The organism is Escherichia sp. KTE52, from assembly GCF_000408325.1.
Classification (GTDB): Bacteria; Pseudomonadota; Gammaproteobacteria; order Enterobacterales; family Enterobacteriaceae; genus Escherichia; species Escherichia marmotae.
Window position 1 is genome coordinate 185190 of the sequence record NZ_KE138680.1, and the last position, 13790, is coordinate 198979.

8 protein-coding genes are annotated in these 13790 nt (G+C 53.1%); all 8 read right to left on the bottom strand.

Annotated features, from left to right (window positions below; genetic code table 11):
* Nucleotides 1-131: 131 nt before the first annotated feature.
* The 8 genes from recD to A1SC_RS10595 all read right to left on the bottom strand — a co-directional run bounded on the left by recD (nucleotide 132) and on the right by A1SC_RS10595 (nucleotide 13674).
* Nucleotides 132-1958 (bottom strand): exodeoxyribonuclease V subunit alpha, encoded by a 1827-nt coding sequence (gene recD, locus A1SC_RS10630; protein WP_016262487.1) that lies wholly within the window; start codon nucleotides 1956-1958, stop codon nucleotides 132-134.
* The gene (gene recB / locus A1SC_RS10625; protein ID WP_001516984.1) at nucleotides 1958-5500 is read right to left on the bottom strand and encodes an exodeoxyribonuclease V subunit beta; all 3543 of its coding nucleotides are present in this window, start codon (nucleotides 5498-5500) and stop codon (nucleotides 1958-1960) included. The genes recD and recB overlap by 1 nt, the downstream gene beginning before the upstream one ends.
* Nucleotides 5493-8381: a pitrilysin gene (ptrA, locus tag A1SC_RS10620; RefSeq protein ID WP_016249145.1), complete on the bottom strand. Its 2889-nt coding sequence runs from the start codon at nucleotides 8379-8381 to the stop codon at nucleotides 5493-5495. The genes recB and ptrA overlap by 8 nt, the downstream gene beginning before the upstream one ends.
* 175 nt (nucleotides 8382-8556) lie before the next feature.
* The gene (gene recC / locus A1SC_RS10615; protein ID WP_016262488.1) at nucleotides 8557-11925 is read right to left on the bottom strand and encodes an exodeoxyribonuclease V subunit gamma; all 3369 of its coding nucleotides are present in this window, start codon (nucleotides 11923-11925) and stop codon (nucleotides 8557-8559) included.
* Between the two features lie 12 nt (nucleotides 11926-11937).
* Nucleotides 11938-12261 carry a prepilin-type N-terminal cleavage/methylation domain-containing protein gene (locus A1SC_RS10610; RefSeq protein ID WP_001276464.1) on the bottom strand — a complete coding sequence of 108 codons (324 nt, stop codon included), beginning with the start codon at nucleotides 12259-12261 and terminating at the stop codon, nucleotides 11938-11940.
* Nucleotides 12246-12653, bottom strand: a complete 408-nt coding sequence (locus A1SC_RS10605) for a DUF2509 family protein (protein ID WP_016249147.1) — start codon at nucleotides 12651-12653, stop codon at nucleotides 12246-12248. The genes A1SC_RS10610 and A1SC_RS10605 overlap by 16 nt, the downstream gene beginning before the upstream one ends.
* The gene (locus tag A1SC_RS10600; protein WP_000111600.1) at nucleotides 12650-13213 is read right to left on the bottom strand and encodes a prepilin peptidase-dependent protein; all 564 of its coding nucleotides are present in this window, start codon (nucleotides 13211-13213) and stop codon (nucleotides 12650-12652) included. Before A1SC_RS10600 ends, A1SC_RS10605 begins: the two co-directional genes overlap by 4 nt.
* Entirely contained in the window at nucleotides 13204-13674 is a 471-nt protein-coding gene (locus tag A1SC_RS10595; RefSeq protein WP_000857060.1) for a prepilin peptidase-dependent protein, read from the bottom strand. The genes A1SC_RS10600 and A1SC_RS10595 overlap by 10 nt, the downstream gene beginning before the upstream one ends.
* Nucleotides 13675-13790 lie beyond the last annotated feature (116 nt).

Genomic DNA, 13790 nt, shown 5'->3' on the forward strand with positions numbered 1-13790 from the left:
CTTATCCGACCTACGTCAAGTCGAAGACGTTGATGGCGGATTTAGGGTAAGTGGTTGAAATCGCCAGATGCGATATGCGCAATGCCCGGGGGCATAATAAGACGCGCATGCGTCGCATCAGGCATTCGCGTTTATCCCCGCGAACTAAATAACGCTGCCAGTCCGCTACGCCGCTCGGTACGTGTGGCGATTGCCGCACTTAATATGCGCTCATCGGCATACAACGATAAACGGCGACGCGCACGGGTCACTGCGGTGTAAACCAGCTCTCGCGTCACGACCGGCGTGCGCTGGCTCGGCAAAATCAACGCCGCATGGTCGAACTCAGACCCCTGCGATTTATGTACCGTCATCGCCCACGTGGTTTCGTGTTCCGGTAAACGACTTGGTTGCACTGACTTGATATTACCGTCCGGCATTGCAAACCAGACGCGCGTTCCTTGCCCGCGATCCAGTGCAATACCAATATCACCATTAAACAACCCAAGGGCGCTGTCATTGCGGGCAATCATCACCGGCCTGCCTTCGTACCAGCGCGAGTGTGAATGGCGATGGATTTTGCGCTTCTGTTGCATAAACTGCTCAATTCGCTCATTCAGCCCGGCTACGCCAAACGGCCCTTCCCGCAGGGCGCACAAAAGCTGGTATTCATTGAATGCCTGAATAATTAAATCCGGCTCGGCACGCGCTTGCAGCAGATCCAGATAGCGTCCGTAACCCGCAAGAGCTTCCTCAAGCATCGCAATATAATCTTCGCCACTCTGTAAAATCCGTTTTTCGATATCAGTAAAATCCTGCTGAAAAACGGTTTTTACTGCCGTTTTATCGCCGCGATTGATAGCCGCCGCGAGCTGACCAATGCCAGAATCGCTGCCGAAACGGTAACTTTTTTGCAAAAGGCAGAGACTATCGCGCAAAGATGCCGCCTCTGTGCCACAGCCCGCAGGAACGTAGCTCCCCGTCAGGCGACTTAGCTGCTCCGCTCGTTCTGCGGTAAAGCCCGCATTGGCATAAGCGCAAATATCGCCAAGAACAGCCCCAGCCTCAACAGAGGCCAGTTGATCACGATCGCCAAGAAAGATCACTCTGGCATGATCGGGCAATGCGTCGATCAATCGTGACATCATGGGCAGATCGATCATTGACGCTTCATCGACCACCAACACATCAAGATGCAATGGGTTACCCGCATGATGGCGTAAACGCTGACTGCCCGGCTGCGCGCCCAGCAAGCGGTGCAGAGTGCTGGCATCTTCCGGAATACGTTTCTTTTGTTCATCCGTCAGCGGTAACTGGCGCAAAGCTTTGCCAAGTGATTCGGTTAAGCGCGCGGCGGCTTTCCCCGTCGGCGCAGCCAAACGGATGCGACAACGTTCACCGTCGGCCATCTGAATTAACGCTGCCAGCAACTTCGCCACGGTGGTCGTTTTACCGGTGCCGGGGCCACCGGAAATCACCGAGATCCGCCTCGTCAGCGCCACCGCTGCCGCCACTTTTTGCCAGTTAATGTCATCGCTTACTGGAAAAAGTTGGTCCAGGGTTTGCGCCAGTAGAGCTTCATCAACCTCAATGGCATGATTCACTTCATTGAAAAAGCGCGCCACCGTGCGCTCGTTACACCACATGCGGTTGAGATAGAGACGATCGCCACAAAGGATCATTGGTGTAGGTTCATCTCCCCGGCTGACCGCATGTGAAGCCAGCAGACACTCTTCCCAGTTTTGTAGCTCACCGATTTCACTGACGCAGGTCGCCAGGAGCGGGTGCGAGGCTTCGTTGTTCTCCAGCCGTGAAAGCGGCAAACAGACATGTCCTTCCCCGGCATCATAACTTAACAGTGCCGCCGCAAGGGTGACGGCGGGATGTTCATCACCCGCCACGGTCAGGGCAAACTGCACGTCCAGCGGGCGTAGCTGTTTGTGCTCCACAGCTTCCAGTAATTGCTTTTGCAATTTCATTACGCCTCCTCCAGGGTCATACCAGCAAACATCTCATCCATCAGGGCAATCAACCCGGCATCGGGGCGGGTCGCGTAAATCCCTTGTTGCGGATGCTCTTTATCAACGCCGCGCAGGAACAGATAGATAACGCCGCCAAAGTGGCGCTCATAGTCGTAATCAGCAATGCGATGGCGCAGATAACGATGCAATGCCAGGGTATAAAGCTGATATTGCAGATCATAGCGGTGTGCTTGCATCGCCGCTGCCATAGCCTGTTGGGTGTATGCTGAGCTGTTTTCACCCAGCCAGTTGGATTTATAGTCGAGCAGGTAATAACGCCCTTCGTGGCGAAACACCAGGTCGATAAAGCCTTTTAACATGCCACGCACCTGCATGAACTCCAGCGACGGGCAGCCAGCAGAAAGCGGGTCAAACTGGCGGATTAGCGCATCAAGTTGGCTGGCGACGAGCGGTTCACTAATTGGCAGATAAAATTCCATCTCCACCTGTTTATCACGGGCGGAAAGCTGACTCAGGCTGACTCCCGTTTCATTGAGCGGTGCCTGGAGAACAGCCATGATCCACTCGGTCAACACCGGTTCCCAATGCGCTTCAAAACCGCCAAGTTCCAGTTTTTCCCGCACCCAGTCAGGCTCAACCGGCTGGGTAAAATCCAGATCCTCAAACAAACTGTGCAAGAACGTCCCCGGTGACGCTCCGCGCGGAAACTGATGCGGTGTTAACGTCGGTTCTTCAACGACGCTGACCACACCTGCGGCGTCAACATCCAGCCGTGGCATCAAATCCTGAGCGATACCGTGACCACGCTGCTGCAAACCAGAGTAGCTGGTGACCCGCCAGTTATCGCCAGGTAAACGTTGTAACGTCTTCGCATTCAGTTCTGCTGTAGAAACATCATTAACCTGCCAGGGCTGATTATCACCGGTTTGTGCCGTTTGCCAGGCAATATCCTCATCGCACAATGCTTCAATACAGGCGCGAAGTCCTGCCGCATCCTTTGGTTCCCCTTTTTGCAGCAAGCGTCCGAGCGCACTTTGATGGACGTCGGTGTCACCTTTTTTATCGCCTCGACGGCGCACCAGTGGCGCGACGCCAAGACTGCAATGCCAGACCGAACGCGTCAGCGCCACATAAAGCAAACGCAGATCTTCCGCCAGACGTTCGGCCTCAGCGAGATCGACGCTTTCTGGCGCAGCGTTAAGATCCAGAACAGCCTCAAATGAGTGACGATCGTGATAGAACGCCTGATCCTGGACGCGGAAATTGGTAATAAATGGCAACCAGACTAGCGGATACTCCAGTCCTTTCGACTTGTGGATCGTAACAATCTGCACCAGATGTTTGTCACTTTCGAGGCGCATTTGCTGGCTGGACGCGTTACTGTCTGGCTCGAGGATATGCTGTGATAACCAGCGTACCAGCGCATGTTCACTTTCAAGCTGCGTTCCCGCTTCCTGAAGTAATTCACTGATATGTAAAATATCTGTAAGACGCCGCTCACCACCCGCCGTTGCCAGCAGGTTTTCTGCAATGTTGCGCGCCGACATCAGCGCCCGCAGCATTGGCATAACGCCGCGTTTTCGCCAGATTTGTCGATAACCATCGAACTCTTCAACGACTGCATCCCAGGCATGTTCGTCATTATTCAGCATTTCGATATCCAGCGCGTTCAGCCCCATCATTGACGTTGCCAGCGCGCTACGCAGAGTATTTTCACGTTCAGGCGTCATCACTGCCTGCAACAGCCAAAGCATCTCCTGCGCTTCCAGAGTTTCAAAAACACTGTCGCGGTTCGAAAGGTAAACGGAAGGGATTTCCAGCAGCGTTAAGGCATCACGTATCTGGGCGGCCTCCTGGCGGCTGCGCACCAACACACTGATGTCTGAAGCACGCACCGGACGCGCGTCATCGCCATTCATCAACAACGCGTCTCCGCGCTGCCCGGCCTGCAGCCAGTCGCGGATTTGCGCGGCGCATACCTGCGCCATGGTACTTTGATAATCGCCAACGCCGCAGCTTTCGCCTTCCATCAGCCACATTTTCATCGAAGGCTGCGTTTCACCTTTAAATACGAAACGCAGCGCCTGATTTTTCCCGGCTGATTTCACAGGAATAAACGGTATTTCGCGAAACATAAAAGCGTCATCAGTCTGGCTAAAAAGCGTGTTCACACTGTTCACCATTCCTGGTGCGGAACGCCAGTTGGTATCCAACGTGTAATGAGCGTGAACTTCGCTACGCGCCTTCATGTAGGTGAAGATATCCGCACCACGGAACGCATAAATAGCCTGTTTCGGATCACCAATCAGTAACAATGCGGTTTCCGGCTGATGGTGCCAGATGTGGCGGAAAATCCGGTACTGCTGAGGGTCGGTATCCTGAAACTCGTCGATCATTGCCACCGGGAATCGCGTGCGGATCGCCGTCGCCAGCGCCTCTCCGCTTTCGCTACACAACGCGGAATCCAGCCGACTTAACATGTCGTCAAAACCCAGTTCGCCACGGCGGCGTTTTTCACGCGCTACCGTTTCACGGATCTCAGCTAATGCGCGAGTGATCACCAGATCGCGGATCGATAATGGTTCGGCAAGTAATTGATCGATCGCCTCAAACAGCGGATGGCGCGGTGTCTCGCCCCCTGCTTTTGTGCGATCTTCTAAGAAACGCTGAGAGAATTTTTCCAGCGACTCCGGCAACTGATAACTGTTGGTCTCTTCTTCTGCCCAGGCGCTAATCTTGTCAATCCATTTAGCCTGATTGCTACGGTTAAACTTGCGTCGATCAATACCTGAAGATTCGATTAGCGCATCCAGTTCACCTACCGCATCACGCCACTGCTGTTTTACGGTATCGATACGCGCCACAATTTGCGCGTGGCGGGAAGCCAGCGTTTCATCATCGGGCGGCGGCGCTTTAATAACTGGCGCTTCCCCTTGCAGATATCGATTAATATCGCGCAGCAACGCCTGCGGCCCTTTCCATGTTTCAAAGACCACCTGAGCAATTTCACGCGGCAGAGGATAGCAGTGGCGACGCCAGAAATCGGCGCAGGCCTGGTAGCGCAGTAGCGATTCATCTTCAATCAGTTGCTGCTCAAACAACATACCGGATTCAAAAGCATTCAGGTTGAGCATTCGCTGACAAAAACCGTGAATGGTAAAAACTGCCGCTTCATCCATCTGTCGTTCGGCTAACAGCAGCCACTGCGCGGCCTGCGCTTTATCGTCAATCTCTTCCAGCAGGCGCGCATACAGAGGGTTGTCGGTGGTTTCACGTAGACAGGCGATGCGCAACTCATGAATATTGCTACGGATACGACCGCGCAACTCTGCGGTGGCAGCCTCGGTAAAGGTCACCACCAGCAGTTCTTCAACGGTCAACGGGCGGGGAAAGGCAGCAGAACCACCTAGTCCAAGTAACAGGCGCAAATAGAGCGCTGCTATCGTAAAGGTTTTGCCTGTGCCGGCAGAGGCTTCAATCAGGCGCTCACCCAGTAAGGGCAAGCGCAAAGGATCTAGTGTCTCAGCGACATCACTCATTCTTTTCACTCATCAGGGGCATTGTTTGCTGCAACGCGCTGACGTTCTCCCACACTTTCCAGCCTTCAGGATGCACATATTCAGCTTTCCCATTCTGGCTGCCGGAAATCTGCGACAGGATAGCCATGCCTTGCGGCTCGACCACTGCCTGATGGAAGAAATCGGCAAGTTTTTGCGGCGTCAGCAGTTTTATCTGTGCCACGATTTTATCACGCGAATCAAAGCGCATATTGCCGCGATCGAAATCTTTACTTAACTTCGATGCTTCTTCGCCCAGCGTTTGCGGTGCCTGTAGCATCTGGCTGATAACCGCCTGCTGGATTTGCGCGAACTCTTCTGGCTTCATCGCGCGCAGTTTCGCCTCAGCCGTTGGGAAAAAGGCCTTGTAACGATCCCACAGGTACGAAGGCTGTTTATCATTACTTTGCAGTAAGAAGCCCATGCCCCACTGACGTCCCACGCTCATTGGGAACGCGAACACGGCGTACCCCAACTGCTCTTCAGTACGCAACTGATTGTAGAACCACGGTTGTACAATCTGCGCCAACAGAGAACTGTAGGCTGAACTGGTGTATTCATCATAGCCAGTCGGTACAAATACTGCTGCCAGTGCGGAGTCGGTACTGTTACCGGCTTTTTCAAAAATGACGGACTGTTTTTTATCGACCAGGACATCTTTGTTACGACACCACTCTGAGCCATCAGCCCCTAACTGTTTTTGTACATCGCGCGCCAGCGTTGTTGCCTGGGCTTCGGTCATGTTGCCGATAACCATGAACTCTGGTCGTGCCCCGGATTTTAAGGCGTCGCGATAGGCCATCACCTCTTTCAGGGTGATAGTGGGCAAAATTTTACGTCGCTCATCTCGCGAGAAGTACGGCACCTGCGAGAGCATCTGAGCGGGCATAATCGCCTGCTCAAACGCTTTGCCTTTTTCTGCGGAATCCATCATCTGGTTATACCAGGATTTCGCCTGTTCAAGCTGCTCTGGTGTAGCGGTATAGCTAAAGTAGCCCTCCAGCAGAGCCTGAAAAAGTTGCGGCAGACGCTGAGTGTAACCATTAGCATTAACCATAAGGCCGTTGTTAGCATTGGTGGAAAAACTAATGCCGCCAACCGACGCCTGGTTGCTTAACTGATCAAGCGCCAACCCTGCGAGATAATCATTGAGCGCAAACATCACCTGGTTACGGGCGCTGTCCATCGCTTTCGGGTTACGCAAAATCAGGCTGACATCGGCTTTTGGTTCGCTGACAAAATAGCGACTCGGCGCATACACCACACGCAAATTGGATTCATCAACAATCAGCTCTGGATGGTCGTATTTCTTCTCTGATTTAATCAGCGAGAAATCGTCAGGAATATAGGGATTAAGCTCCGGCAGGGAGAGCGCTATGTCGGCAGCTTTTTTCTGCCAGTCAGCGAAAGTTTGCTCGCTGATTTTATCGACCTGATACGGCGCATCGACAAAGTAAGCCATTTTATTGTGTGGCTCTTTCGGGCTGATATACCAGATACGCGCGTTTTGCGGCGTCATCATCGCCAGACGTTCTTTTACTGCTTTAGCATCATACTGATCGGCTATATTGACCGCGTCCAGCGTATGCTCAACGGGAACGCGAATCATGGTATCTGCCAGCCACTCGACGTAATCCATATCACGAGTGATTGACGGATAACGGAAATCGATATCCAGCACATTCGCCAGTTCATCGAAATACTGTTTATCAATCCCTTTTTCGCGTAACAGATTGAGGTAGCTGAAAATAGCCGCTACAACCTGATCGCGATTAGCCAGACCTTTATCGGTTAAGGACGCAGAGATCGCTAACACGCCACTGTTGCCATTGACGATAGGATCGGAGTTGGCGCTAATGCCCTCAACTAATCCCTGTTTTTGCAACCAGTCAGAAAGCGTTCCTGGGCTGCGATTGCCAATCAGATAGGTAATTAACTCATCAGTTTTACTACGGAACTCCGCCGAATTGTTATCGATGCGAAACTCGACACGCAGCACTTTACGCGGCAACGCCGGGACGTAATGAATGATAATGCCCTTTTGTGCATCGGTGACTACCGGCACGGTGATTTCCGGTTTTTTGCTCTCTTTGTTCGGCACTCGACCGAAGGTGTCCGCCGCCATCTTCGCCAGCTCCTGCAGCGGTTTGTTACTGTAGATAACAGCCTTCATCAGATTGGCGGAGTAATATTTCTCATGGAAATTTTTCAGCGCCTGCTGCACCGGATTACCGGGTTTGTCGCTTAAGGTTTCCAGGTTGCCACCAGAAAACTTTGCACCAGGGTGGGCCGGGTTAATGGTTTCTGCGCTGACCTGCGCCATACGCATCCCGTCACGCGTGCGCGCCATAGTTAATTCGGCGTTCACTGCATTACGCTCACGTTCGGCATATTTCTTGTCGAGTAAAGGTTCCGCAATGGCGTCCGCCAGGCGGTCTACCGCCCCTGGTAAGGCGTCATTTTCCACTTCCAGATAGAAAGCGGTGCGATACGGTGCCGTGCTGGCGTTATGACTGCCACCGTGCATTTTGAGGTATTCGGCCAGACTGTCAGCCTGCGGGTACTTTTTCGACCCCATCAGGCTCATATGTTCAAGATAATGTGCCAGCCCCTGATAAGCCTCGGGATCTTCCAGCGATCCAACGGGCACCACCAGTGCAGAAAGGGATTTTACCGCCTGCGGGTCAGAAACCAACAATACCACCATGCCGTTATCCAGACGCACAGCCTGATACTGACGGTTATCTTTATCACTTTTACGGATGGTTTCCTGAATCGGCTGCCATCCCGTTTCTGCCTGACTTAAGGGTGCCCAAAGGGCAACAAACAACAGTACTGCTTTGAACCAGGTGCTGCGGGGCATTCACGGACCTCATTATCAACTTTATTTTTCAGCCAGATTCAACACGTTAACGTAAATCATCCGGCAGAATTTAATCTCGCGCTGAACAAGTCAGCCTATGTCTATATAACCATCAGTCCGTGACTGGTGCGCATCATAAAGTAAGCAAATGGATTGCGCAATTTTTATACAACACTCATGACTGATTAAAACGAAACAGCGGTAACAGGAAACGTTGCGACTGCTCAACGATGGCTTCCATTGTCTCTGGCGTTAATTGCCGCCAGAGCCTCTGATACCAGATATCGTCACCTTCTCCACGCACCATCATGTTGCCTTCGTAAGCCTGAAGGAATTTCGTACGGGCTTTTTGCACAGTGGACTCGTCATCCAGCATGACATCGTGTTCAGCGTCATAACAGGTTTTTAGCCACGCGCCGCCACTTTCAGGTAACACCAGTAACGGCGCGGACATTCCTTCACGATACCCTTCGATCAGTTGTGAGAGGTAATGTAAAGCCTGTTCGGCTGCAAGCGGCGGAAAACGCCACTCACCGTCTTTACGCAGGAAAAGGCGACTCTCACCGTTACCACCGCTGGCACAGTAGACAAGGTGTTCCAGCCAAAGTTGCATTCCCTGTGCCACACTGAGCAAAGAGGGACGCCAGCGCAACAGACCATCCGGCTGGACCTGCGGCAACCAGCCCGTAATTTGCACGCCATTGCAGGTGAGATCGATTTCTAAACTCTGCCCCGGTTGCCGACAGGCAATGACTCTGTCGGCAAGTTGCTGCATCTCCTGGCACTGCGTTTCCCAGAAAATTTCACCAAATGCGCCATACGGCAAATCACCTGCCGCCCGGAACCGGCGGAACAAACGTTCGGCATCATCCTGCTCGACCAATGCATTTAATAGCTGCTGGTTGATCTGATAACGGCTAAGTCCCTCCAGAATAAATGGCTCGGTGTCGGGGATTTCTCTGTCTTCGGTGCGGAAGTTCACCTGCAAGCGCATCTGGAAAAATGCTCGCACCGGATGTGACCAGAATCGTTGTAGCGTCTCCAGCGGCACAGTTTCCGGCAAGGTAAACGGCAGTGGCTGAACAAATTCAGAGTGCGCCTTGCCTGCCTGGCTGGCTGCCGGTAGCCACTCGCGCGCATAGCTTTGTCGCTCACCGGGTTGGTAGTTTTGCGGATCAAACGGCATCCGGGTATGGAGGCAAGTAAGATGCGCTTTCACCCTCGCCTCACTTTCATCGCAGTTAAGCGCTTCATCGCCCGGCAGATAATGGCTTTGCCCGATGTAGTCGATCAGTTCCTGCACCAAAACCGACGGGAAACGTTCGCTGTTATCCTGAATGGAGCGCCCAATATAGCTGATATAGAGTTTTTGCTGCGCGGAAATTAACGCCTCCAGGAACAGATAGCGGTCGTCATCGCGACGACTGCGGTCGCCACGCTTTGGTTTCTGGCTCATTAAATCAAAACCCAGCGGCGCGAGCTGGCGCGGGTAAACACCATCGTTCATTCCCAGCAGGCAAACTACTTTGAACGGGATGGAACGCATTGGCATCAGGGTACAAATATTGACCGGACCGGCAAGAAAACGCTGACTGATACGTTCTTGATCCAGACGTTGTGCCAGTTCATCACGTAACAGTGACAGCGGCACCACGTCGCCATACTGCGCTCCCAGCCCTTCTGCGATAATAGCCAGCCACTGTTGCTCAATAAGCGTCATCGCCGCTTCGGTTTCCGCATCCGGCAGGAAGAAAGCATTGAGCATGTCGCGGCATACCGGCAGCCACTCTTCCAGCGGTCGCTCCTGTGCCAACCCGCGACGCCAGATGTTGAGCTGCATCAGCAGTGACGCCAGATGCCCCACCAGCTCTGCAATTAAGCCGCTCGACTCATCATAAGGAAGAACAGATTGCCATTCTCCCTGAGCACTCTCCATCGCGTAGCCCAGCAACATACGCGTCAGGCCAAATTGCCAGGTGTGTTGCCCGGTGGCGGGAAGTTCCAGCTCGCGAACGTTGTCGTCATCAATCCCCCAGCGAATGCCGGATTCATTGACCCACTGGCGTAAATAACGCAGCCCTTCTTCGGTGATATCAAACCGCGCCGCCAGCACCGGTACGTCCAGCAGCGCCAAAACGTCCTCCGATACAAAGCGGCTGTCAGGCAACGATAACAGGCTGATAAATGCTTCCAGTACCGGATGCGACTGTCGCGCCCGACGGTCGGAAATGGCGTAAGGCAGATAACGATCCGCCGGAGCACTACCAAACACCGCCTGAATAAACGGACTGTAGCTATCGATGTCAGCCACCATCACGATGATATCGCGCGGAGTGAGTGTCGGATCTTCTTCCAGCATCGCCAGCAATCGATCGTGCAAGACTTCAACTTCGCGCTGCGGGCTATGGCAAACATGGAAGGTGACGCTGTTATCCTGCGGATCGAGCTGCCGTTTGTTATCGCTGCGGGAAAACTCTTCAAGGTTCACGCCTGCGACGGCGCGGTTTTCCAGTTCCAGAATGTCGGACTGAATGTTATGCAGCAGGCTGTCTGGAGTAACATCGACAAAGGCATCCAGTTCCTGACTGCTCTGGAGATCAGCAAGCAGATAGATGTAGTCTCGCCCCAGCTTGCCCCATGAGGCCAGCAGAGGGTTGCCAATATCCTGTTCGCCGTCGCTGTTAAACAACTGCCCGGCATTTTCGCTATCGCGAAATAGCGGCAATTCGCGATCTTCAAAGCTGTGCCGACGCTGGCGGGTTAGCAGTTTCGCCAGATACGCAGGATCTTTAATATCGCCCCAGTAATAACGGCAAGGGTTGGTAAACAGAAGATGGATTTCAATATGTTTACCCAGCGCCTGTAACGCCTGTAGATAAACTGGCGGTAATGCGGAAATACCGCAGATAAATACGCGCGAAGGTAGCCCTGGCGGGCAGGTCGTTGCAGACTCCAGCGTTTCGATAAAGCGTTGATAGAGATTGGCACGGTGCCAACGAGGTTGCCCCAGCTCGTCAGTATATTCTACCAGCGCCTTCCACAATGGAGCTTGCCAGGCCTGCGCTTCTCCCAGCCCTTCAACCAGATGTCCCGCTTCCCACTGAGCCAGCCAGTCCGGGCGATAGACCAGATACTGGTCAAACAGGTCCGCCGCTTTTGAGGAAAGCTGAAACAGTTTCCGCTTGTCACTATCGTCAGTCAGGTAATGGCGCAACAGGGTAAAATCTTCGCAATCCAACAGTTGCGGCAGCAGAGTCATCAGTTTCCAGCTCATGCTCTGCTTGTTAAAGGCACTCTCTTTGGGGATCTCCGGCAATACGCGGACGAACATATCCCAGATAAAACTCGCAGGGAGCGGGAAATCAATGTTTGCCGCAATACCGAACTTCTGCGACAGGGTCATTTGCAGCCACTGTGCCATACCGGTACTTTGCACCAGAATCATCTCTGGCTCGAAAGGATCGTCCAGCCGCTCGCGTTCGACGATAAACTCCATCAACGCTTCCAGCACGTCCAGACGATTGGAATGGTAGACCCTTAACATAGCGGCTCCTGACTACTGACGATTCGGGCAATGCAGGCGGGTCATCTCGCCTTCTCTGCCCCCGGGTGAAACTAACGTAACGCTGATGCTGACACATCCCGCCTGCGATGTCTGCATTCGGTTGACCTGCCAGTTGGCAGGTGGCGAAATCGCGCGCAGTTGCGTTTGCTGCCAGCCATGCCGCCAGAGCTGTTGGTACTGGCCTCTGCTGGTAAGACTGTTCATTAATGTTCGCTGGAAACCGGATAACGCAGTGACAATCATCACCATCAGCACCATCGCCAGCATCACTTCCGGTAGACTAAAGCCTTGTTGATTCTTCAGGGAAGCTGACATAACGCCACCTCTTTCTGCGGACAAAAATCACTCCAGCCGTGTGGCGAAAAAGCAATATTTCCATCGTTCACTTCGCCTGTTCGCCATAATGAAACGCCTTCATAACTGGCAATCAGCAAGATTTCACTATCAGCCAGTAAACGCAGACAAACTCGGGCACCGGTTGCAGCGAACTGTGAGCACTGAACTACGGGTTGCGTCTGCCAGGTGTGCATTTTTCCCCATTCCAGCGCCGACTGTACAATTGCCTGACGACGCAATGACTGGCTTTCCATAGTCACCCGAGAAGCAAAACTGCGCTCCTGTTGGCTCATTCCTTGTAGCAGCAAGCTGCCCAATACCAGCAACATCAGGACCAGTGCCAGCGATGAAACGCCCCGTTCACGGTTCACAGGTTGAATCCTGTTACGCTATAGCTGGCATCCACCACGGTTTGTGGTTCAGCCTTACTGGCACCGCGCATACTAACCGTTAATACCGGCGAGAATCCGCTGACATCCTGACGCAGGACCTGAAAAGTGTCGATAATGACGGCGTCCGGGTTGGTGACTTTATCCCAGCCTTTACCTTCACAGGATGCGGCACCACGTAACGTTTCCAGCACATGCTCTTTCAAACGAAATCCAATCTGGTCGGACTCTTTTACCGGTTCACGATCCCAGATACCGTTACTGTTCGCGTCCCACTGCACAATGATGCAGTCACCCTGCCCGACAATTTCCAGCCCTTCACCAGTGCAGTTACCATGACAATAACCAGCCCTTTGAAGATGCTTCGCAACGGTGTAGACCCGCAGCCAGATCTCATCTTCCAGTGCCAGCTTGCGCGTTGTAATCAAGCTTTCCCGCTGTAATGCTGGCAGAAACCGCGCAGCCCCCAGCAGCAATACGCTACTGATAGCCATAGCAATCAGCACTTCCAGCAGCGAAAATCCTTGTTCTTTTACAGACATCCTTGTGTTTCTCCTTGCTGACAAAGCCGGAGTCTTCCCCACGGTGAAATCACCAGCCACCACTCGCCCGCTGAGTTTTTGAAGTGAATATGCCCGGCCCATGCGGTATTGCGCAGGCCAAAGAACGTAAGCGAAGGGGTCAGGTCACTCATTTCGACTTCGGGCCAGCGTGGCACAAAGACCAACGGTGAATGGCCATGACAGGTATTCGTCCCTGCGGCGGCACTTACAAGACACCATGACGTTCCCTCCCTGATGACGCTGATACTGTGGTCGCGGTTATGCCAGTTGGCATCCTCACGTAAATAGAGCAAATAATCCCGCGCCTGGCTGGCGGTTTGCCATAGCCGTTGCGACTGCTGCCAGTATTGCCAGCCATAGAGTCCAGTTGCGCTTAACATGACTAAAATCAGCATCGCAACCAGTGTTTCAATCAGCGTATAACCACGTTGTGTTTTCATGTCGGCAGTATGCGACGAGGAGAAAAAAAGGCGAGGCCCTGTTTCTATTTTCTCGGCGCGTCTTCCGCACTATTTACGTTGTTGCAGGGCGTTGCAAAATTTCGGGAAGGCGTCTC

Excerpts from the sequence above, each read along its gene's own strand:
- recD (WP_016262487.1), bottom strand. The coding sequence starts at position 1,958 with ATGAAATTGCAAAAGCAATTACTGGAAGCTGTGGAGCACAAACAGCTA.
- A1SC_RS10595 (WP_000857060.1), bottom strand. The coding sequence starts at position 13,674 with ATGAAAACACAACGTGGTTATACGCTGATTGAAACACTGGTTGCGATG.
- recC (WP_016262488.1), bottom strand. The coding sequence starts at position 11,925 with ATGTTAAGGGTCTACCATTCCAATCGTCTGGACGTGCTGGAAGCGTTG.
- A1SC_RS10600 (WP_000111600.1), bottom strand. The coding sequence starts at position 13,213 with ATGTCTGTAAAAGAACAAGGATTTTCGCTGCTGGAAGTGCTGATTGCT.
- ptrA (WP_016249145.1), bottom strand. The coding sequence starts at position 8,381 with ATGCCCCGCAGCACCTGGTTCAAAGCAGTACTGTTGTTTGTTGCCCTT.
- recB (WP_001516984.1), bottom strand. The coding sequence starts at position 5,500 with ATGAGTGATGTCGCTGAGACACTAGATCCTTTGCGCTTGCCCTTACTG.
- A1SC_RS10610 (WP_001276464.1), bottom strand. The coding sequence starts at position 12,261 with ATGTCAGCTTCCCTGAAGAATCAACAAGGCTTTAGTCTACCGGAAGTG.